The sequence below is a fragment of the Algorimicrobium bowmanii genome, from assembly GCF_054031195.1.
On sequence record NZ_CM132929.1, the window covers coordinates 2,419,155 to 2,440,421 of the forward strand.

Genomic DNA, 21,267 nt, shown 5'->3' on the forward strand with positions numbered 1-21,267 from the left:
TTATTACACCCGTTTCTTTAATATTAATTATTTAGAAAACTTTCAATTAAATCTTTATGGTGACGTGTTTCAGGAACTGGAAAATCAAACCAAGTTTGCATGGAATTAGAAAAACCTACACGATTTAAATAATTATGTAAAGCTAAATTTAGACCTTGTGTATACAGTGTATGATTAGCGCCTTGAGGGTCTTCATGATATAAATCGTTTTGAGCAAAACCTTTAAACTCTGGACCTGTAATTTCAATACCAAAAGCTTCCGGGTTTTCACCTATAGGACTGTGTATGGTTGTTGTAAACTGATGCCAAAATGCCGATTGTATACAGTTACTTTCAAATAATTGTCTTACAATTTCTAACGAATCTATAGTTTCTTGCTCTGTTTGTGTTGGGAAACCATACATTAAATAAGCATGAACCATGATATTATTTACAGAGAAATTATTTGTAACCCGTGCTACTTGAGCAATATCTACGCCTTTTTTCATTTTCAGTAAAAGTCTATCGGAAGCAACTTCCAATCCTCCTGTTACCGCTATACAGCCAGACTTAGCCATTAACTCACACAGTTCAAAACTAAAAGTTTTTTCAAACCTGATATTGGTCCACCATGTAATTTCAACTTCTCTCTCCAATAATTTATTAGATAAAGCTCTTAACATTTTTGGTGGTGCTGCTTCATCAACAAAATGAAATCCAGTTATACCTGTATCTTCAATTATTTTTTCAATTTTATCTACTAATTTGTCGGCCGTAGTATTTTGGTAGTTTCCAATATAATCTAGATTAACATCGCAAAAAGAACATTGTTTCCAGTAGCAACCATGTGAAATGGTCAATTTATTCCATCTCGCATCTGTCCACATACGATGCATAGGATTAACTACATCAAGAAAAGACACATACTTATCATAAGGCAAACCTGCATAGCATGGTGCCGGTAAATCTTTATGATGGTATATGGTGTTAGGTAATTTATTTTTATAAACTACCTTGTTATTTTCAAGAATAAAGGTGCGTTCCAATGTTGTAATATCATTTGTTCCATTTAAGAAATTTATAATACTAAGCAAAGGACCTTCTCCATCATCCAATGAAATAAAATCTACAAATTCAAAAATTCTAGTATCCTCTAAACTACGTAATTCTGTATTACAATAACCACCTCCAAAAGCTACTTTTACATCTGGGAATAGCTGTTTTATAAATTGAGCACAGCGCAGAGCTGCAAATAAGTTACCAGGAAACGGTATGGTAAAGCAAACTAAAACAGGTTTTTCTATTGTTATTTTACCGACTAAAATATCCAACATTTTTTCCTCAATTAATGTTGGTTGGTAGCTTATAAACAAATCAAGTTCATCAAAACTACTTGCTGAAGTTGCTATTTGTTCGGCGTATTTAGTAAAGGCAAAAAACTCATCTATATTAGTTTGAATAAAATCGCCTATTTCTTCAATAAAAAGCGTTGCATAATGTTTTGCTTTATCAATAATACCAACTTCGCCTTCTTCCCATTGTATTGTTTTATTCACCTTTTCTAAACGGTGTCCTTTAGGTAAAAAATGAGGCTTTAAAATTTCATGAGCTGCTTCTACACTCTCTTTTTGTAAAAATGATACTACCCGATCAACACGATTTACATACTGCTTTCTTAGATGATACATCTCTGAAAAAGACATCTCTTCTAGATCTTCAGCCTCTTCAAAAACAGCTTTCAAAAAATCTTTAGTAAAAATAGCTGTAAAAAGTTCTATACTTAAATCGTACTGACTAACAAGAACACCATAGCTTTCTAAAAATCCTTTTAAATAAGCTGTAGCAGGATAAGCTGTATTTAATTGAGTAAACGGAGGTGTAATAAAAAGGATTTTTGATTGCATATGGCAAAGGTAAAGCACTTTAAAATAAATGCATATAAATAAACATGAATTTATGGCTTATTATCTATTGAACGTTAGCTGTCAATATTCGTTTTAATTTGAATAACAATAACAGACAGCAAAACTTCAAATCATAACACCAAACTTTTGATGTATCTTTGCTGCAAACAAACATCATTATGGCATTTAAAGATTTACTCCTTATTGAACCACTTTTAAAAGCAATTGAAGAGCAAGGTTATTCGCAGCCAACGGCTGTTCAACAACAAACAATACCTCAGGTTTTAGCTAAAAAAGATGTTATTACTTCAGCACAAACAGGTACTGGTAAAACAGCTGCTTTTGCTTTACCAATTTTACAAATACTACACAACAATCAAGAATCGGTTCGTGTTGAAAAGAAAATTAAAGCCCTTATAGTAAGCCCTACAAGGGAATTAGCGTTGCAAATAGGAAATAATTTTAAAGCCTATGGGCGTCATACTAACTTACGAACTACAGTGATTTTTGGTGGTATATCTGAAAAACCTCAAGTTGATGTTTTAACAAAAGGTGTTGATATTTTAATTGCTACACCTGGCCGACTAATTGATTTAGAAAACCAAGGTATTATAAATTTGGATGCTGTTGAAGTTCTAGTGCTAGATGAAGCAGACTTAATGCTAGATATGGGGTTTATTGATGATGTTAAACACATTGAAAACCTTTGTCCTGAAGACAAGCAAGTACTTCTTTTTTCTGCTACCATGCCTTATAAAGTAGAGCAATTAGCAAATACAATATTAAAATCTCCGGAACGCATTGAGGTTTCTAGAACATCATCAGCTTCAAAAAACATTGGTCAAGTATTATATTATGTACCTAAACCTAATAAAATAGAATTGTGCTTACACCTACTCCGTGAGGAAATTACAGGACATATTTTAATTTTCAGACGTACTAAATTTGGCGTAAATAAATTAGAGTCTACCTTAATTAAAAATGGTTATAAAGTAGAAACTATTCACGGTGATAAAAATCAAAGTGATAGACAAGAAGCCTTGAAAAAATTTAAAAATGGCTCTGTAAACATCTTAATAGCAACCGATGTGGCTGCTCGTGGGATAGACATCAATGAGTTAGATGCCGTAATAAATTTCGATTTACCAAATATTCCAGAAACCTACGTACATCGTATTGGTCGTACAGGAAGAGCTGGAAGTTCAGGAATGGCTTATTCATTTTGTAGTGCTGATGAAAAAAATTATGTTACCACCATACAACAGCTGCTACAAGTGGCCATACCAGTTGAAGAGAATCACCCTTACCCTTTAGACCCTGCTGCAAAAGCTATTCACCATAAATCTAAAAACAGTTCAAGTAAACATAAAAAAGGTAGGAAAAGTGCTGCCTCAAAAAAGAAAAAGAAACGCTGGTATTAATTGATTTGAAAATGATTAGATATTTGTTATTTAAACTTCCATTTTATAGATTGTCAATTCAATTTTTAACTTTCTAGCTATAGCAATGAAAAATCTTTTAAGTCTTTTCTTCATACTTTGTTTCTACATCTCTGGCTTAGCACAAACCACAATTTTAGATAGCAAATCAAAAACTCCTGTTTCGTATGCTACCATATCTTTTGGTGATGGACAAGGACTATTTGCCGATGCTGAAGGGTTATTTATTTTCACTGAAAAACGTTACCCAGATGTAGACACCTTGTTTATTTCTGCATTAGGATATAAAGACAAAACCATTCTTGCTTCCAATTTAGGTACAACCCTACTCGTTGATGAAGAGGTTAGTCACCTGGATGAAATTGTTTTAATCTCTGAAGGTCGAAAATTTAAAGAAGAAACTTTAAAACCTTACTTGGATGATGATTATTATTCCTGTTGGCTACCAACTATTGAGTCTGAAATTGCTGTTTTCTTCAATAAACCTAACTCTAAACTTTCCAAAATTAGCACTATTCACTTTCCGGTAACCTTAGAGTCTAAAGATTGGGAAAAGAGAAATAAGAAAAATGCTGATAAAAAACCTTTTTCAACCTTATTTAAAGTTAAAATATACAAAAACAAAAATGGAATTCCTGGCGAGGTTTTAACCTATGAAAACATAGTTTTTAGAGCAACCGAAAAAGGCGGCGATGTTCATAATTTAGATGTAAGCGCTTATAATATAACCATTCCTGATACGGGATTTTTCGTTTCAATTCAAGTCTTAGGTTACACCGATAAATTTGGAAAACTTTTACCAAACAAAAAGTATAAAGAACTGAAAAGTCCTAACGGCATCGTTAAAATACCTACTAGTTTCAGACCACTACTCCCTTTTACAGATGAAATAAAGGCACATAACACATATATAAAACGTGTTTTTATTAGTGGTAATAATTGGGTACAATTTAGAAAAGGTAATATCAATTCTAGATTACTAGATAAAGGGCTTAACAACTACGGTATAGGTTTTACCAATAAAGCTTACAAGGACGAATAATAATCCACGAAAGTTATATTGTAGTATAAAATGTCCTCTATTCTATTTCAAAATCAAAATAGGTATTCGGAAAGGGCTCATTACGTAATGTAAAATGCCACCATTCTTTAGAGTAACTACGGAAACCATATTTATTCATAACCTCTTGAAGTAATGTTCTATTAGCTTTTTGTTCTGCTGTTATTTTACTGTAAGCAACCCATGAAGCCATTCCAAAAAAATCAAAGGGACTCCCCATATCTAAAGGCTCTAGCGTGTTCGCGTCTATTATAGTTAAATCAACTGTACTACCGCGACTATGTCCTGAACGGGAAGCAATATATCCGTCACGAAACAAATGCTTTTTTTCAACTTCTGGATAGAACTTAGGTTTCATTCGGGTATCCTCAAGATTTTTAGCCCATTTTATAAAATAATTAACGGCTTGTTGCGGCCTATAAGCATCATAAACTCGTAAACATAAATTCTGCTTTGCAAGTTCTTCTTGGACATTTTTTAATGCTTGTGCTGTTGGAAGTGAAACTATTAATTTATTTGCATTATAGCCAGGAATAGTATCACCTACAAAGTTGTTAGCAGAAAAATATCGTAATTCAACGTCTATATCTGGAACTATAGTTTTAGCATAAACAAAACCTTCAGGTAATGCTTGCTGTGTCGTAAATGCTAAACTAACAAAAGCCAGTAGCAATAAAAGAATTTTGTTTTTCATAATCAATCAACTAATTTAGAAAAAAATAATTGATGGACTTATTTTCTTCTGATAAAACTGTATTTCAATTACCACAAGCAACACTTATTTACATACCTAATTTTTACAGTTTGGAGAAAGCTAATAATTTATTTAAATATTTAATTGACTCTGTACCTTGGCAACAAGATCTTATAAAAATTTTTGGTAAAACCCATTTACAACCAAGACTAACCGCTTTGTACGCTACCAATAATAAAAGCTATTCCTACTCAAATATAACTATGTCACCGCTACCAATGCCTAAGCAACTAGCATTAGTTAAAACAGATATTGAAAAAAGCGCAAATAGTAATTTTTCGACCGTATTATTAAACAGATATAGATCAGGAACTGATAGCAATGGTTGGCATGCAGATAACGAAAAAGAATTAGGAATAAATCCTACTATTGCTTCTTTAAGTTTGGGTGCTCCAAGATATTTTCATTTTAAGCACCGAACCCTAAAAACTCAAAAGCATAAACTTTTATTAGAACATGGAAGTTTATTAATTATGTCTGGTGAAATGCAAACACATTGGTTACATCAAATTCCCAAAACTAAAAAACAAATAGGTGAACGTATTAATTTAACCTTCAGACAAATAAAGGCATAAAAAAAACCGAGGTCCCTCAACCTCAGTTTTTATTTCATTTGCATCTAAATATTATCTGATAGATTCAGGTATTTATTCATCAACGACATAATGCAAATATCAATTAATTAATCCATTGAACTAAAAGTTTATCATTTTTAGAACAAAACAAATATAGATTATTAAATCACTTATCACGATTAAATACGTATTTTTTCGACGAAATGCATTTAATTTTAACAAAAACCCTAAAAACGTGTTAATTATATAAATGTGATACCCGCTTTTTTAAGAAATAAATTTTCAAAAAATTAAAAAACCGTAATTTTACATCGTTTACATATTTAACTATTTTATTATGACGATTAAACGCGTGCTTCTAAAAACTACACTATTTATTTTATCGCTTTGTTTTACAATCCAAATACAAGCTCAAGATTCTAACCTAACAATAAAAGAGTTGACTATTTCGCCATTCATAGATGGTACCTTAATAACCCCTAACCTAAACGACACGAAAACTTTAGCCATTATAATAGGAGATTATGGTCCGACTGATAGAAATGGAAATCAAAATTTCCAGAAAAATAACAACTTAAAAAAACTTGCCTATAGACTATCAGAAAACGGAATAAACACCTTTCGTTACGACAAACGTATTGTCAAACAAATCTTAAAAGGGCGAGTTAATATCGAAATGAGTTTTGATGATTTCATTAAAGATGCTAAAGACGTCCTAACCTATTTTGAAAAACAAGAACGTTACCAATCAATATACATAATAGGTCACGGACAAGGAAGCCTTATTGGTATGCTATCGGTAAATAACACGGTAACAGGTTTTATATCAATTGGTGGTTCTGCAAAATCAATTGATCAAGTTATTTTAGATCAAATTAATCAAACTGCTCCAGGTTTGGCTCCTGATGCAGAACGTGTTTTTAACGTACTTAAAACGGGTAAAACAACTACAGATTTCCCACAAGCATTATCAAACATATTTAGTTTAGATACTCAGAATTTTATGAGTAGTTGGATGCAATACAATCCTACTGAAGTCATTAAAAAATTAGAAATACCGGTACTTATTATAAATGGTACTAAAGATCTTCAAGTTCCTATTACCGAAGCAGAACAACTTAATGCTGCAGCAAATACAAGTGAACTAAAAATTATTACAAACATGAACCACGCTCTCTTTACCATTCAAGGTGGAGATTTAGAAAACTCAAAATCTTACAACGAATCCTTCAGACCCTTAAATTCTGAACTTATTGAAAGTTTATTAGAATTCATAAAATAAAAAAAAGCACTCTATAAAGAGTGCTTTTCTTACTAACCAACCAAAAATATGAAATGTTATTGCTTTAAGTCGTGTAACCACACACGACTAAATTTGTATGCAATAACATGATGTATATATTTCAATAGTCGTGCCAAAAATGATTTGGTGGATAATAATTTTATATATATCTTTATGATATCAATTTAATATCATAATAATTTAAACTCATGAAACAAGAAAAAATTATCACCCCCGCAAATGGCTACCTTATGCTATTTATATTTTTAATATTATTTTTTGGAGGTATAACAACCACTATTGTTACTGAAAACCCAAGCTATATACCATTACCTGTTATAGCTTTATTTATAGCACCAGGTTTTTTAATGGTTCAACCAAACGGCTCTCGCGTACTGTTGCTATTTGGTAAATATGTAGGTACGGTAAAGCAAAATGGGTTTTACTGGGTGAATCCGTTCTTTACAAAGAAAAAAATATCCTTACGTGCTAGTAACTTTGACAGCGAACGTTTGAAAGTAAACGATAAACTGGGTAACCCCGTTATGATTAGTACAATCTTAGTTTGGCGTGTACAAAACACTTACAAAGCCGCTTTTGATGTTGATAATTATGAAAACTTTGTTCGAGTTCAAACAGATGCAGCCGTAAGGAAACTTGCAAGCATGTATCCGTATGACAATTTTGCGGATGAAGGTTTAGATGAAGACATAACTTTACGCTCTAGTTTAAATGAAGTAAGTGTGGCTTTAGAAAAAGAAATTGACGAACGATTATCAATTGCAGGTATTGAAGTTCTCGAGGCTAGAATTGGTTATTTAGCCTACGCTCAGGAAATTGCAAATGCGATGCTCAAGCGTCAACAAGCAACTGCCATTGTTGCTGCAAGACATAAAATTGTTGAAGGTGCCGTAAGTATGGTTGAAATGGCTTTACATGAATTAAGTAAAAAAGAAATTGTAGAGTTAGATGACGAACGTAAAGCTGCTATGGTTAGTAATCTAATGGTAGTGCTTTGTGGTGATAAAGACGCTTCCCCTGTTTTAAATACTGGAACATTAAACATGTAAGATGTCACACAATAATAAGTTTGTATTAGTAAATGGCTACGTTGAAGTAACTAATGATAAAATTCAGCTAACACAAAAATCAAACGAAATAAAAGAGCGTGGTGGTTATATCGGTATATTATTTACAATTATAATAATTGGTTTATTCAGAGATATTAAGAATTATTTTGAGTTTTCTAAAATTTCAGATTATATCGGTTTTGGTATTCGTGCCCTAGGCTTGATGTTTATATTATATTTTATTTATTATCTTATTTTCAAGAAAAAATGGTCAAAAAACCTACTTATAAACACCATTAAAACAATAAAAATTGAGGAAGACGAATTTGAAACTGAAGTCGTAATTAAATTCATTAACAACAGAGAAAAAACATTAAATTTCAGAAAGTTAGAATATCAGGTTGATCCTTTTATTGCAGAATTAAAAAAAAGAAACTCTAGAATACAAATCACACATGAAAGAATATAAAGTTAAGGTACCCCAATTAGGTTGGAGAAACCGAATGCAGAATTTTGAGGACCTACTAAATCAATATGCACGAGAAGGTTGGAATGCTATATACATTGCTCCAAATTATACGAGTGTCGTTTTTGAACGTGATAAAAACAGATAAACAAATGAAGAAACACTTTATTTTATACGTATTATGCTTTACATGCCAATTAATTACAGCACAGAAGCCTATCACTTCGGAAGAAGTCATGCTAAAAAATGACAGTATTATTCTCCCAGGAACCTTAACTTATAATAAAGCTTTAAAGCAGCAACCATTAGTTATTTTTATTCATGGCTCAGGTAATGTTGACAGAAATGGCAACCAATTAGGTTTAGCAAACGCTAATTATATTAGGCAATTAGCAGACAGCTTAAATCAACGTGATATTGCCTTCTATAGGTATGACAAAAGAACAGCCAACTGGGTAAATTTACGATTTATGATGAAAGGCTTAGATTTTATACGATTTACTGATGATGCCAAAATAGCCATCAATAATTTTAAAGATGATAATCGCTTTTCTAGCATAACACTAATTGGTCACAGTCAAGGCTCATTAGTAGCCATGCTAGCATCTGATAAAGATGTAGATAAATATGTATCATTAGCAGGCCCTGCTGACCCTATTGATGTTATAATGGTGAAACAGCTAAAAGCACAAAATGACTCATTAGGGATTACAGCAGAATCGCATTTTAAAGAATTAAAAGCCACAGGTGGTATTAAAAATGTAGATCCTAATCTGGCGCCTCTATTTGCAAAACCAAACCTACCCTTCTTTTTAAGTTGGATGGCTTATAACCCTTCAGAAGAAATAAAAAAACTAAATATTCCTATATTAATAATCAACGGCGATAAAGATTTACAAGTTTTTGAAACTGATGCTAAAAAATTACATCACGCAAATTCAAATACTGAATTAGTTATAATTCCTAAAATGAATCACGTTTTAAAACACATTGAAGAAGATGAAAATAATGAAAAATCTTATAAAACGCCAGATTTTCCATTATCAATAACATTAATAAATACTCTTGAAATGTTTATAAACAAATAATATGTCCAAGAAAAAAGCCTTTGCATTACGCGTGAATGAAGAGATGCTCAAAGCCATAGAAAAATGGGCTTCTGATGAGTTCAGGAGTACTAATGGCCAAATTGAATGGATGCTAATGCAGGCACTTAAAGAGAATAACCGGGAGCCAAAGAGCAAAAAAAATACAACTAAAAAAAGCGACTCCTAAGGTCGCTTTTTTTAACCCTTTTATTTTGGTATTTTGCGGCATCAAAACAACCACACATGCAAGAACCACTTTTTACAAACGATACAATTGTTTTCGGGCTATTAATGCTAACCTTAGGGTTTATTTTCTATACAGAATCCATTAAAACTGGATTTTGGCCTAAATTTTATAAAATAGTGCCAGGCCTATTTATGGCATATATGTTACCTGCATTTTTAACAACATCAGGTATTATAGCTCCAGAATGGGAAACAGTTAATGAAGCTGGTGAAATTACCAAAGAAAGTACCAGTTTATACTATATGTCCAGTAGATATTTATTACCTGCTGCTTTAGTTTTAATGACTTTAAGTATCGATTTAAAAGCAGTATTCAACCTAGGTTGGAAAGCATTAGTTATGTTTCTAACAGGAACCATTGGTATTGTTATTGGTGGTCCAATAGCTATTTTATTAATTGCTATGATATCGCCAGAAACTGTAGGTGGCGCAGGTCCTGATGCAGTATGGCGAGGTTTATCAACACTAGCAGGTAGCTGGATTGGTGGAGGTGCCAATCAAACTGCTATGTTAGAAATTTATGGCTATAACCAATCCGAATACGGTAAAATGGTATTTGTTGATATCGTTGTGGCAAATATTTGGATGGCCATTATTCTAATCGGAATTGGTCGCTCAAAAGCTATCGACAAATGGTTACTTGCGGATAACTCAGCCATTGAAGCTTTGAAAAACAAAGTAAGCTCTTTCACGCAAAGTGTTAATAGAAACCCATCTGTATCTGATATCATGATTATGGTTGCTATTGCTTTTGGAACTGTGAGTATTGCACATATAGGAGCCAGTATTTTAGCACCCTTTTTTAGCGGTATTGTTGATGGAATTGAATCTCAAACTCTACGAAACACCTTTACCTTCTTAGACTCTCAGTTCTTTTGGATGATTAGTATTGCTACTTTAATAGCCATTCTATTATCATTTACAAAAGCTAAAAATTACGAAGGTGCTGGAGCTAGCAAGTTTGGATCCGTTTTTATATATATTTTAGTCGCTTCTATTGGTATGAAAATAGATTTAAAATCAATTTTTGATAACCCAGGACTTATTGCAGTTGGGTTAATTTGGATGTCTATACATGCCATTTTATTAATTATTGTTGCTAAACTAATTAGAGCGCCTTACTTCTTTTTAGCAGTTGGTAGTCAGGCAAACGTTGGTGGTGCTGCATCTGCTCCTATCGTTGCTTCGGCATTTCACCCATCCTTAGCAACAGTTGGTGTTTTACTAGCTGTGTTTGGTTATGCCATTGGAACAATAGCTGCAATTGGCTGTACAATTTTAATGCGATTAGCTGCAGTTGGTTAGTATTTAAACAATAATTATAAGATATTTACGCCCTAAAAAAACAAAAAAAATGAAGTATACATTTATAGCTCTTAGCTTGTTATTATTAGTTTCTTGTGGAAAAGATAAACATGATTTAACTGTTAAAGGCAACATTAAAGATTTAAAAAAAGGAACCTTATATCTTCAAAAAATACAGGATTCTACACTAATATCTGTCGACTCATTAACTATTAATGGTGATTCTACATTTGAACTTCATGCAGATTTAGAATCTCCTGAAGTATTTTTCCTTCATTTAAATAAAACCACTGAAGATGCGTATGGGAAAATCTCATTTTTTGCAGATAAAGGCATTACTGAAATTAATACCTCTCTGAAAAATTTTGAATTAAACCCAGAAATTAAAGGTTCCAAGCAACAAGAGGTTTTCGAATCTTACTTAAAAATGATGGATCGTTTTAATGATAAAAATTTAGAGCTTATCAAGGAAGAATTAGATGCGAAAACAAAAAAAGATTCTTCTTTAATTGCAGCCAACATGAAAGCTTATGAAAATTTACTAAAAAGCAAGTACTTATATACTGTAAATTTTGCTATTCAAAACAAGGATAGCGATGTTGCACCATATGTTGCTTTGACTGAAATTTACGATGCACAAATAAAATGGTTAGATACTATTAATAATGCTTTAACTCCAGAGATTAAATCCTCTAAATATGGTAAAGAATTAGATGCTTATATTAAGAACCGTAAGGCTAATTAAATTTTTAAATGTAATTGGTGGTAAAATTAATTATTGTAGATAAAATTTAGAACTACAACATCGTTTCTGAACGTTACTAAACTGCTTTTAAGCGCTTTTTTTACAAGATATAGCAATACACCACTCAGTACCAAAAAAACTCCAAACTAGTTCTAGTTTGGAGTTTTTTTGATTTTAAATACTAGTTAAGAATATATCTAGAATTACAAATGCTTTCTATAGATTAATAAACTTTAAAATAAGACAAAAAAAAAGTCCAGTTATAAAACTGAACTTTTTCACTTAAGAGCCGATGGAGGGACTCGAACCCACGACCTGCTGATTACAAATCAGCTGCTCTAGCCAGCTGAGCTACATCGGCAAAACAGGCTGCAAATATAATCCTGAAAATTATATATACAACTATTTTTTACTGTTTTTTTAACTTAATTTATTAATTTTTTCAATCAAGCCACGTCCCTTTTCTTCAAGTTCTGCGTTAATTGCCTTAAAGTGAGCCTTTTTGTCTTCTACGTTTCTATCGTTAACTTTTACAATTAATGCATCAAAAGTTGCAATTGCTTCATCAATAATAGCTTCACTCGCTTTAGTATCCTTGTCAGTATTTGAGTATTCCCAAACATAAACCGCTTCAATAATATCACCTAAAACATAATTAATGTCCTTTTTTAGGTCTCTTTTATTTGCCATAATGTTAATTTTAAAATTTTGACAAAAGTAGTTAATTAAATTGTAACTCCGACATTATGGTTCTTCATAAAAAGAAAAAACATTTTTAAAACTTAAACGTAAACTTCTAATAATGTGGCATCATTTGAGATTAAGGCTATTGTTTTCAGAGCAGCGGGAATTAACACGGTTTCTCCAGCTTGTATCACGGTACTTACATTGTTTGCTGTAATAGTAACTTGCCCACTAACACATATATATATTAAAAACGAATCTTGGGTATTTTGCTTAGTAATAGGCTCGGTTACCTTAATGTAATTAGATGTAAAGTAAGGGCAACTAACAACTGGATTTGTTTGATTTTCTGTTCTAGGATAATCAACTTCAAAATCATTAGGCATATTAAAATCAAAAGCTTCTAGGGCTAAGTCATTATGAAGTTCACGTCTATTTCCTTCGTCATCCACACGATCCCAATCGTAAACACGGTATGTAATATCGCTAGTTTGTTGGATTTCGGCAAGTAAAACTCCTCCTCCTATAGCATGAACACGGCCTACATCAATAAAATATGTATCTCCAGGTTTTACCGTATTGAAATTTAAAATTTCGGGTAAAGTCTTAGAATTTAAATGTTTTAAATAAATGTCAGAGTCCATAGGTTGGTTAAATCCAACTATTAATTTAGCTCCGGGATCTGCCTGCATAACATACCACATTTCTGTTTTTCCAAACGAATTATGGCGCTTCGCTGCTAACTCATCATTAGGATGTAACTGTATAGATAAGTCTTGTTTAGCATCAATAAACTTAATAAGTAACGGAAATGTGTTTCCAAACTCTTTATAGTTTTTATCTCCTATTAATTCAGTTGTATAAGTAACTAGTAGCTCTTTTAGTGTTTGTCCTTTTAGGTTACCATTTGCTACCACAGAAGTGTCACCTTCTACATCACTAATCTCCCAACTTTCTCCTATATTTGGTAAGTGACTATCTTTATTTAAGATGTTTTTTAATTTACTCCCTCCCCATATTTTAGGTTTTAAAATAGGTGTAAATTTTATTGGATATAATATGTTTTTCATAAATTACTGTCCCGAATAAGTTACAAAGTTACGCGCTGTTTCATACAAAGTAACCTCAAGGTTTAGATTGGAAGCTAATTTTGGTCTTAATTTATTAAAAATAACAACCACAATATTTTCTGCTGTTGGATTTAAATCCTTAAAATCAGGCACATCTAAATTTAAATTTTTATGATCGAAGGCATCTTCAACTTCCTCTTTAATCAAGTCTTTTAAAACTTTCATATCAATTACGTAGCCTGTTTCCTTATTTATTTCACCTGTAACACTTACAATTAATTCGTAATTATGCCCATGAAAATTAGGGTTATTACACTTTCCAAAAACTGCATTGTTTTTTTCATCAGACCATTCTTTACGATACAAACGATGTGCCGCATTAAAATGAGCTCTTCTACTAACCGTAACTATCATTATCCAGAAATATTTATGTGTTCATAAAATTTTTCGAAAATAATTTTAAACCAAGCGGTATACAAATCAGGTTGGCTACTTATATCAGATTTAATAGCGTCTAATGACAGCCATTTCCAATCTGCTACTTCATCAGGATTAATATTAGGCAAACCATTAAAATATCCTATCAATATATGATCAAATTCATGTTCTGTTAGACCATTATCAAATGGCGCTTTATATATAAACGAAATAGACTCTTCCAAATCTGTAACAAACCCCATTTCTTCTTGTAAACGACGTTTACCGGCTTCTAAATTACTTTCTCCATCACGTTGATGACTACAACAGGTATTCGTCCATAATCCAGGTGAATGGTATTTATGTAAAGCACGTTGCTGAATCATTAACTCTTTCTTGTCATTAAAAACAAAAACAGAGAATGCACGATGCAATAAGGCTTTCTCATGAGCTTCCATTTTCTCCATAAGCCCAATTTGCTCATCATTTTCATTTACTAAAATAACCTGTTCCTCTTTCATAGAGAACAAATTTACAAAATAGACAGAGTTATTTAATGTGGAATAGTTTATTTTTAGTCGAAAATAGGTCACTATGCCGACTTTGAAGCGTTAATTATCCGTTAAAATTAAAAAAAAATACAGTGCCTCCTCTAATTCTACAAAATCAAACATGAAATGGCCAATTGTTTAATTATAAAATTAGTTGTATTGAAAACAAAAACCAAGAGAGCACACTGTATTTTGAATAGATAAATAGTATCTTTGTCACCCATTTTTAAAGGAAACTATGAGCTTTATATCAGAGATAAATAGACGACGAACTTTTGGTATTATTTCGCATCCCGATGCCGGAAAAACAACTTTAACTGAAAAGTTATTATTATTTGGTGGTGCCATTCAAGAAGCAGGCGCCGTAAAAAGTAATAAAATCAAAAAAGGTGCTACGAGTGACTTTATGGAGATTGAACGTCAGCGTGGAATCTCTGTTGCAACATCGGTATTAGCATTTGAATACAACGGAACAAAAATTAATATTCTAGATACGCCAGGTCACAAGGATTTTGCTGAAGATACTTTTAGAACCTTAACAGCTGTAGACAGTGTAATTGTTGTTATTGATGTAGCTAAAGGTGTTGAGGAACAAACTGAAAAGTTAGTCCAAGTTTGTCGTATGCGAAACATTCCAATGATTGTTTTTATAAATAAAATGGATCGTGAAGGTAAAGATGCTTTTGATTTATTGGACGAAGTAGAACAAAAATTAGGTTTGAGTGTTGTACCACTTAGCTTCCCAATTGGAATGGGCTATGATTTTAAAGGTATATATAACATCTGGGAAAAAAATGTCAACCTATTTAGTGGTGATAGCCGAAAAGATATAGAAGAAACTATTGAAATATCGGATTTATCCTCTTCTAAATTAGATGAAATTGTAGGAGAAGATTCTGCAAATACATTACGTGAAGAAATTGAGTTAGTTGCAGGAATTTACCCTGAATTTGATAAACAAAGTTACTTAAATGGTGAGCAACAACCCGTGTTTTTTGGATCGGCATTAAATAACTTTGGTGTACGCGAGCTATTAGACTGTTTTGTTGATATTGCACCAAAACCTAGACCAAAACAAAGTGAAGAGCGTTTAGTTAAGCCCGATGAAAAAAAATTTAGTGGTTTTGTATTTAAAATACATGCCAATATGGACCCAAATCATAGAAACCGACTAGCTTTTGTTAAAATTGTTTCGGGTGAGTTTAAACGCAACGCTCCTTATTTACATGTACGCCATAATAAAAAAGTAAAATTTTCAAGTCCGAATGCCTTTTTTGCTGAAAAGAAAGAGATTGTAGATATATCATATCCAGGAGATATTGTTGGTTTACAAGATACCGGAACTTTTAAAATTGGAGATACACTTACGGAAGGGGAAATATTAAATTACAAAGGTGTACCTAGCTTTTCTCCTGAACACTTTAGATATATAAATAATGCTGACCCTTTAAAATCTAAACAATTATATAAAGGGATTGATCAACTAATGGATGAAGGAGTAGCACAATTATTTACTTTAGAACTAAATGGTCGTAAAGTAATTGGTACAGTTGGTGCCCTACAATATGAAGTTATCCAATACCGTTTGGAACATGAATATGGTGCAAAATGTACTTATGAAAACTTAAACGTTCACAAAGCTTGTTGGGTAGAAACAGACGACGTAAAAAGCGAAGAGTATAAAGAGTTTCTACGTGTAAAACAACGCTTCCTAGCCAAAGACAAGCAAAACCAATTGGTATTTTTAGCAGATTCGCCATTCTCATTACAAATGACACAGCAAAAATATCCAAGTATTACCTTTCATTTTACTTCTGAGTTTTAATTATCAGAACTTCCATATAACAAAAAACCCCTTTTTATAATAAAAAGGGGTTTTTAATTTTTTAAGCTTGTCCTGTCGGTCCAAAATTTAATGGAATTGGTGGTTGCTCATAATCTTTAATTTCGCCGTGTGCATTTTCAAAACGTGTAACGTTTTCACCTAGGGCTTTTAGTAAGCGTTTAGCATGTTGTGGCGTTAAGATAATGCGAGATTTCACTTTACTCTTAGGAGTACCAGGCATAACACTAACAAAATCGACAACGAATTCGGAAACTGAATGATTAATAATAGCTAGATTAGAATACGTCCCTTCGGCTGTTTGTTCATCTATTTCTATATTTATCTGTCCTTGTTTTTTTTGATTTGGATTATCGCTCATTGGAATTATATTATAAAAAAAATAGCGTGAATCTCTTCACGCTATTTTTAAGTTTATTAATTAGTTAAAATTAACTTCTTGTTTAGCTTGCATCATTTCATCAAACTCTTCTTTAGATCCTACGATAATATTATCATAAGCTCGCATACCTGTACCTGCAGGAATTCGATGCCCAACAATAACATTTTCTTTAAGACCTTCTAAAGTATCTACTTTACCATTTACGGCTGCTTCGTTAAGAACTTTTGTAGTTTCTTGGAACGATGCTGCTGAAATAAATGACTTAGTTTGTAGCGATGCTCTAGTAATACCTTGAAGTATTGGTGTTGCAGTTGCTGGTTGCGCATCACGTGCTACAACTAGCTGCTTATCTTCACGGCGTAATAATGAATTCTCATCTCTTAAATCACGTGGTGAAACAATTTGTCCTGCTTTAAGATTCGTAGATTCCCCAGCATCTTCAACAACTTTCATTCCAAAAATTTCGTCATTTTCTTCAATGAAATCTGCTTTGTGTACTAATTGGTTTTCTAAGAATGTCGTATCACCAGAATCCATGATTCTTACTTTACGCATCATTTGTCTTACAACAACTTCAAAGTGCTTATCATTAATCTTCACACCTTGTAAACGATATACTTCTTGTACTTCATTTACTAAGTATTGTTGTACTGCTGAAGGGCCTTTAATATTTAAAATATCATTAGGAGTAACAGAACCATCAGAAAGTGGCATACCAGCTTTAACAAAGTCATTTTCTTGTACAAGAATCTGGTTTGATAATTTAACTAAGTATTTCTTAATTTCTCCTAATTTAGACTCTACGATAATTTCGCGGTTACCACGCTTAATTTTACCGAATGATACAACACCATCAATAGCACTTACTACTGCTGGGTTAGATGGGTTACGTGCTTCAAATAATTCTGTTACACGAGGTAAACCACCGGTAATATCACCAGACTTAGCTGACTTACGAGGGATTTTAACTAAAATCTTACCAACTTTAATTTTTTCTCCGTCGTCTATCATTAAGTGCGCACCAACTGGTAAGTTGTAAGAACGCATAACGTTTCCTTTAGCATCTTCAATATGAAGCGTTGGAATAAGTTTCTTATTTCTAGATTCAGAAATTACTTTTTCCTGGAAACCTGTTTGTTCATCAATTTCTACTTGGTAAGTTATACCTTGATCGATGTTTTCATAGCGTACTTTACCAGCAAATTCTGATATAATAACACCATTATATGGATCCCAAGAACAAACAACATCACCTTTTTTAAGATCATCACCATTATTAACAAGAATAGTGGAACCGTAAGGAATATTGTTGGTACTTAAAGTAATACCTGTTTTCTTATCTACTAATTTTAATTCAGATGTACGTGAAATAACTATGTTAGCTTCATTACCATCTGCATCTTCACCTTTAATAGTTTTCAGTTCGTCAATTTCAGCAACACCATCAAACTTAACAATTAATTTATTGTCTTCTGAAATGTTACCTGCAATACCACCTACGTGGAATGTACGAAGTGTTAACTGTGTACCCGGTTCTCCAATAGACTGTGCGGCAACAACACCTACAGCTTCACCTCTTTGAACCATTTTACCGTTAGCTAAGTTACGTCCGTAACATTTAGCACAGATACCTTTTTTAGCTTCACATGTTAATGGTGAACGTACTTCTACCGCATCAACTGGTGAATTTTCAATAGCCTTAGCTACCACTTCATCAATCATTTGATTAGATGATACTAATAATTCATCAGTAAGTGGGTTAAATACATCATTTAAAGAAATACGACCAACAATACGTTCGCCTAAAGTTTCAACAACTTCATCATTTTTCTTTAATGGAGTTACTTCTACACCACGTAATGTACCACAGTCTACACTGTTTACAATAACGTCTTGAGAAACATCAACTAAACGACGAGTTAAATAACCTGCATCGGCTGTTTTAAGAGCGGTATCGGCAAGACCTTTACGAGCACCGTGTGTTGAGATAAAGTATTCTAAAATTGAAAGACCTTCCTTAAAGTTAGAAAGAATTGGATTTTCAATAATTTCACCACCACCGGCTGTAGATTTTTTAGGTTTCGCCATTAATCCACGCATACCTGTAAGCTGACGAATCTGTTCTTTAGATCCACGAGCACCAGAATCAAGCATCATATATACCGAGTTGAAACCTTGTTGGTCTTCACGGATACGTTTCATAGATAACTCGGTTAATTCAGCATTGGTAGATGTCCAAATATCAATAACCTGGTTGTAACGTTCATTATTTGTAATAAGTCCCATGTTATAGTTGGCCATAATACCATCTACTTTAACATTGGCACCATCAATCATAGATTGTTTTTCTGGTGGAATAATAATATCACCTAAACTAAATGATAGACCACCACGGAATGCAAAGTTATAACCTAACGATTTAATTTCATCTAAGAATGCAGCCGTTTCTGGTACACTAGTAGCTTTTAAGATATCACCAATAATATTTCTTAATGATTTCTTAGTTAAAACTTGGTTGATATAACCTGCTGCATGTGGTACTTTTTCGTTAAATAAGACACGACCTACAGTTGTTTTAATAACTTGTAACGTTAACTCTTCAGATTCGTTAAAAGCATAAGTTCTAACTCTTATAGCGGCATTTAAGTCTACACGACCTTCATTATAAGCAATTACAACTTCTTCAGGAGAATAGAATGTTAATCCTTCACCTTTAATCTTAACAGTTTCTGTTGAGATACGTTCTTTTGTCATATAATATAAACCAAGTACCATATCCTGAGAAGGTACTGCTACTGGCGAACCATTAGCTGGGTTTAATATATTATGAGATGCTAACATTAACATTTGAGCCTCTAAAATAGCTTCAGGGCCTAATGGTAAGTGCACCGCCATTTGATCACCATCAAAATCGGCATTAAAGGCTGTTGTTACTAATGGGTGTAACTGAATTGCTTTACCTTCAATTAATTTTGGTTGGAAAGCTTGAATACCTAATCGGTGTAAGGTAGGAGCACGATTTAAAAGAACGGGATGTCCTTTTAAAACATTTTCTAAAATATCCCAAACAACAGGTTCACGCTTATCTATAATTTTCTTCGCAGATTTTACAGTTTTAACAATACCTCTTTCAATTAATTTTCTAATTACGAAAGGTTTGTATAATTCTGCTGCCATATTTTTTGGCAATCCACATTCAAATAATTTTAATTCTGGTCCTACAACAATTACAGAACGTGCTGAATAATCCACACGCTTACCAAGTAAGTTTTGACGGAAACGACCTTGCTTACCTTTTAATGAATCTGATAAAGATTTTAAAGGTCTGTTAGAGTCGGTTTTAACAGCAGAAGATTTACGTGTGTTATCAAATAATGAATCCACAGATTCTTGTAACATACGTTTTTCATTACGTAGAATTACTTCTGGTGCCTTGATTTCAACTAAACGCTTTAAACGGTTATTACGGATAATAACACGACGGTAAAGGTCATTTAAATCAGATGTAGCAAAACGACCACCATCTAGAGGTACTAACGGACGTAATTCTGGTGGAATAATTGGAATGACTTTCATAATCATCCATTCTGCTTTATTCTCACGGTATTCGTTAGATTCACGTAATGCTTCAACAACTTGTAAGCGCTTTAATGCTTCCGTTTTACGTTGCTTAGATGTTTCTGTATTGGCTTTATGGCGTAATTCAAATGATAATTCATCTAAATTAATACGACCTAATAGCTCTATTAAACACTCAGCCCCCATTTTAGCCAAGAATTTATTTGGATCTGTATCTTCCAAATATTGGTTTTCTTGAGGTAGTGTTTCTAATATATTTAAGTATTCTTCTTCCGTAAGGAAATCCATTTTTTGGATTGGTTCTCCTTCGGCATTTTTAGCGATACCTGGTTGAATTACTACATAACGCTCGTAGTAAATAATCATATCTAATTTCTTAGATGGTAATCCAAGTAAATAACCAATTTTGTTTGGTAATGAACGGAAGTACCAGATGTGTGCTACAGGAACCACTAAATTAATGTGTCCAACACGATCACGACGTACTTTCTTTTCCGTTACTTCAACCCCACAACGGTCACATACGATACCTTTATATCGGATACGTTTGTATTTTCCACAAGCACATTCATAATCCTTTACAGGACCAAAAATACGCTCACAAAATAACCCGTCACGTTCTGGTTTATGAGTACGATAATTGATAGTTTCTGGCTTTAAAACTTCGCCACGGGATTCTGCTAAAATAGACTCTGGTGAAGCTAAACCTATGGAGATTTTATTAAATCTCTGTACTGTATTCTTATCTTGTTTTCTTGCCATGTTTTTTAAGTCTTCAGTTGTCAGCTACAGTATCTAATTTGATAACAAACTAGACACTGTGCATGA

General features: G+C 32.7%; 20 protein-coding genes and 1 tRNA gene. 12 read left to right on the forward strand and 9 right to left on the reverse strand.

Features of this window, described 5'->3' with window-relative positions:
- Positions 1–23 precede the first annotated feature (23 nt).
- A complete protein-coding gene (locus ACW5R3_RS10795; protein WP_456577030.1) occupies positions 24–1,883 on the reverse strand; it encodes a B12-binding domain-containing radical SAM protein in 1,860 nt (619 codons plus the stop codon).
- 179 nt (positions 1,884–2,062) lie between these two features.
- Between ACW5R3_RS10795 and ACW5R3_RS10800 the strand changes: the two genes are divergently transcribed.
- Complete coding sequence (locus ACW5R3_RS10800; RefSeq protein ID WP_456577031.1) at positions 2,063–3,304, forward strand: DEAD/DEAH box helicase; 1,242 nt, start codon at positions 2,063–2,065, stop codon at positions 3,302–3,304.
- An 85-nt stretch (positions 3,305–3,389) separates the two neighbouring features.
- Positions 3,390–4,364 (forward strand): hypothetical protein, encoded by a 975-nt coding sequence (locus ACW5R3_RS10805; RefSeq protein ID WP_456577032.1) that lies wholly within the window; start codon positions 3,390–3,392, stop codon positions 4,362–4,364.
- A gap of 37 nt (positions 4,365–4,401) precedes the next feature.
- Here ACW5R3_RS10805 and ACW5R3_RS10810 read toward each other — a convergent pair whose 3' ends face one another.
- A complete protein-coding gene (locus ACW5R3_RS10810; RefSeq protein ID WP_456577033.1) occupies positions 4,402–5,076 on the reverse strand; it encodes a M15 family metallopeptidase in 675 nt (224 codons plus the stop codon).
- A gap of 32 nt (positions 5,077–5,108) precedes the next feature.
- On the opposite strand from ACW5R3_RS10810, the gene ACW5R3_RS10815 reads away from it, so the two are divergent.
- From ACW5R3_RS10815 to ACW5R3_RS10855, 9 genes are all read left to right on the forward strand, one after another.
- Positions 5,109–5,711, forward strand: coding sequence for an alpha-ketoglutarate-dependent dioxygenase AlkB family protein (locus ACW5R3_RS10815; protein ID WP_456577034.1), 603 nt, complete (start codon positions 5,109–5,111; stop codon positions 5,709–5,711).
- Positions 5,712–6,048: 337 nt separating this feature from the next.
- Positions 6,049–6,993: an alpha/beta hydrolase gene (locus ACW5R3_RS10820; RefSeq protein WP_456577035.1), complete on the forward strand. Its 945-nt coding sequence runs from the start codon at positions 6,049–6,051 to the stop codon at positions 6,991–6,993.
- A gap of 209 nt (positions 6,994–7,202) precedes the next feature.
- Entirely contained in the window at positions 7,203–8,063 is an 861-nt protein-coding gene (locus ACW5R3_RS10825; protein WP_456577036.1) for an SPFH domain-containing protein, read from the forward strand.
- A 1-nt stretch (position 8,064) separates the two neighbouring features.
- Positions 8,065–8,532: a hypothetical protein gene (locus ACW5R3_RS10830; protein ID WP_456577037.1), complete on the forward strand. Its 468-nt coding sequence runs from the start codon at positions 8,065–8,067 to the stop codon at positions 8,530–8,532.
- Positions 8,519–8,677 carry a hypothetical protein gene (locus ACW5R3_RS10835; RefSeq protein ID WP_456577038.1) on the forward strand — a complete coding sequence of 53 codons (159 nt, stop codon included), beginning with the start codon at positions 8,519–8,521 and terminating at the stop codon, positions 8,675–8,677. The genes ACW5R3_RS10830 and ACW5R3_RS10835 overlap by 14 nt, the downstream gene beginning before the upstream one ends.
- A 4-nt stretch (positions 8,678–8,681) precedes the next feature.
- On the forward strand, positions 8,682–9,617 hold the full coding sequence (locus ACW5R3_RS10840) for an alpha/beta hydrolase family protein (protein ID WP_456577039.1): 936 nt from the start codon (positions 8,682–8,684) through the stop codon (positions 9,615–9,617).
- A 1-nt stretch (position 9,618) separates the two neighbouring features.
- Positions 9,619–9,804: an Arc family DNA-binding protein gene (locus ACW5R3_RS10845; protein WP_456577040.1), complete on the forward strand. Its 186-nt coding sequence runs from the start codon at positions 9,619–9,621 to the stop codon at positions 9,802–9,804.
- A gap of 56 nt (positions 9,805–9,860) precedes the next feature.
- The gene (locus ACW5R3_RS10850) at positions 9,861–11,168 is read left to right on the forward strand and encodes a DUF819 family protein (RefSeq protein ID WP_456577041.1); all 1,308 of its coding nucleotides are present in this window, start codon (positions 9,861–9,863) and stop codon (positions 11,166–11,168) included.
- A 49-nt stretch (positions 11,169–11,217) separates the two neighbouring features.
- The gene (locus ACW5R3_RS10855; RefSeq protein WP_456577042.1) at positions 11,218–11,913 is read left to right on the forward strand and encodes a DUF4369 domain-containing protein; all 696 of its coding nucleotides are present in this window, start codon (positions 11,218–11,220) and stop codon (positions 11,911–11,913) included.
- 287 nt (positions 11,914–12,200) lie between these two features.
- On the opposite strand, the gene ACW5R3_RS10860 is transcribed toward ACW5R3_RS10855, so the two are convergent.
- The 5 genes from ACW5R3_RS10860 to idi form a co-directional block, all read right to left on the reverse strand.
- A tRNA-Thr gene (locus ACW5R3_RS10860) sits at positions 12,201–12,274 on the reverse strand.
- Positions 12,275–12,333: 59 nt separating this feature from the next.
- Positions 12,334–12,603: a hypothetical protein gene (locus tag ACW5R3_RS10865; RefSeq protein WP_456577043.1), complete on the reverse strand. Its 270-nt coding sequence runs from the start codon at positions 12,601–12,603 to the stop codon at positions 12,334–12,336.
- 92 nt (positions 12,604–12,695) lie between these two features.
- A complete protein-coding gene (locus tag ACW5R3_RS10870) occupies positions 12,696–13,667 on the reverse strand; it encodes a type I phosphomannose isomerase catalytic subunit (protein ID WP_456577044.1) in 972 nt (323 codons plus the stop codon).
- Between the two features lie 3 nt (positions 13,668–13,670).
- The gene (locus ACW5R3_RS10875; protein WP_456577045.1) at positions 13,671–14,081 is read right to left on the reverse strand and encodes a 6-pyruvoyl trahydropterin synthase family protein; all 411 of its coding nucleotides are present in this window, start codon (positions 14,079–14,081) and stop codon (positions 13,671–13,673) included.
- Positions 14,081–14,605, reverse strand: a complete 525-nt coding sequence (gene idi / locus ACW5R3_RS10880; protein WP_456577046.1) for an isopentenyl-diphosphate Delta-isomerase — start codon at positions 14,603–14,605, stop codon at positions 14,081–14,083. Before idi ends, ACW5R3_RS10875 begins: the two co-directional genes overlap by 1 nt.
- Before the next feature lie 268 nt (positions 14,606–14,873).
- Here idi and ACW5R3_RS10885 point away from each other — a divergent pair, with 268 nt between their 5' ends.
- Positions 14,874–16,460, forward strand: coding sequence for a peptide chain release factor 3 (locus tag ACW5R3_RS10885; protein ID WP_456577047.1), 1,587 nt, complete (start codon positions 14,874–14,876; stop codon positions 16,458–16,460).
- Between the two features lie 61 nt (positions 16,461–16,521).
- On the opposite strand, the gene ACW5R3_RS10890 is transcribed toward ACW5R3_RS10885, so the two are convergent.
- On the reverse strand, positions 16,522–16,839 hold the full coding sequence (locus ACW5R3_RS10890; RefSeq protein WP_456577048.1) for a DUF3467 domain-containing protein: 318 nt from the start codon (positions 16,837–16,839) through the stop codon (positions 16,522–16,524).
- Between the two features lie 60 nt (positions 16,840–16,899).
- Positions 16,900–21,201: a DNA-directed RNA polymerase subunit beta' gene (rpoC, locus tag ACW5R3_RS10895; protein ID WP_456577049.1), complete on the reverse strand. Its 4,302-nt coding sequence runs from the start codon at positions 21,199–21,201 to the stop codon at positions 16,900–16,902.
- Between the last annotated feature and the right edge of the window lie 66 nt (positions 21,202–21,267).

Coding starts and splice junctions, on each gene's coding strand:
- ACW5R3_RS10795 (WP_456577030.1), bottom strand. CDS start 1,883: ATGCAATCAAAAATCCTTTTTATTACACCTCCGTTTACTCAATTAAAT.
- ACW5R3_RS10800 (WP_456577031.1), top strand. CDS start 2,063: ATGGCATTTAAAGATTTACTCCTTATTGAACCACTTTTAAAAGCAATT.
- ACW5R3_RS10805 (WP_456577032.1), top strand. CDS start 3,390: ATGAAAAATCTTTTAAGTCTTTTCTTCATACTTTGTTTCTACATCTCT.
- ACW5R3_RS10810 (WP_456577033.1), bottom strand. CDS start 5,076: ATGAAAAACAAAATTCTTTTATTGCTACTGGCTTTTGTTAGTTTAGCA.
- ACW5R3_RS10815 (WP_456577034.1), top strand. CDS start 5,109: ATGGACTTATTTTCTTCTGATAAAACTGTATTTCAATTACCACAAGCA.
- ACW5R3_RS10820 (WP_456577035.1), top strand. CDS start 6,049: ATGACGATTAAACGCGTGCTTCTAAAAACTACACTATTTATTTTATCG.
- ACW5R3_RS10825 (WP_456577036.1), top strand. CDS start 7,203: ATGAAACAAGAAAAAATTATCACCCCCGCAAATGGCTACCTTATGCTA.
- ACW5R3_RS10830 (WP_456577037.1), top strand. CDS start 8,065: ATGTCACACAATAATAAGTTTGTATTAGTAAATGGCTACGTTGAAGTA.
- ACW5R3_RS10835 (WP_456577038.1), top strand. CDS start 8,519: ATGAAAGAATATAAAGTTAAGGTACCCCAATTAGGTTGGAGAAACCGA.
- ACW5R3_RS10840 (WP_456577039.1), top strand. CDS start 8,682: ATGAAGAAACACTTTATTTTATACGTATTATGCTTTACATGCCAATTA.
- ACW5R3_RS10845 (WP_456577040.1), top strand. CDS start 9,619: ATGTCCAAGAAAAAAGCCTTTGCATTACGCGTGAATGAAGAGATGCTC.
- ACW5R3_RS10850 (WP_456577041.1), top strand. CDS start 9,861: ATGCAAGAACCACTTTTTACAAACGATACAATTGTTTTCGGGCTATTA.
- ACW5R3_RS10855 (WP_456577042.1), top strand. CDS start 11,218: ATGAAGTATACATTTATAGCTCTTAGCTTGTTATTATTAGTTTCTTGT.
- ACW5R3_RS10865 (WP_456577043.1), bottom strand. CDS start 12,603: ATGGCAAATAAAAGAGACCTAAAAAAGGACATTAATTATGTTTTAGGT.
- ACW5R3_RS10870 (WP_456577044.1), bottom strand. CDS start 13,667: ATGAAAAACATATTATATCCAATAAAATTTACACCTATTTTAAAACCT.
- ACW5R3_RS10875 (WP_456577045.1), bottom strand. CDS start 14,081: ATGATAGTTACGGTTAGTAGAAGAGCTCATTTTAATGCGGCACATCGT.
- idi (WP_456577046.1), bottom strand. CDS start 14,605: ATGAAAGAGGAACAGGTTATTTTAGTAAATGAAAATGATGAGCAAATT.
- ACW5R3_RS10885 (WP_456577047.1), top strand. CDS start 14,874: ATGAGCTTTATATCAGAGATAAATAGACGACGAACTTTTGGTATTATT.
- ACW5R3_RS10890 (WP_456577048.1), bottom strand. CDS start 16,839: ATGAGCGATAATCCAAATCAAAAAAAACAAGGACAGATAAATATAGAA.
- rpoC (WP_456577049.1), bottom strand. CDS start 21,201: ATGGCAAGAAAACAAGATAAGAATACAGTACAGAGATTTAATAAAATC.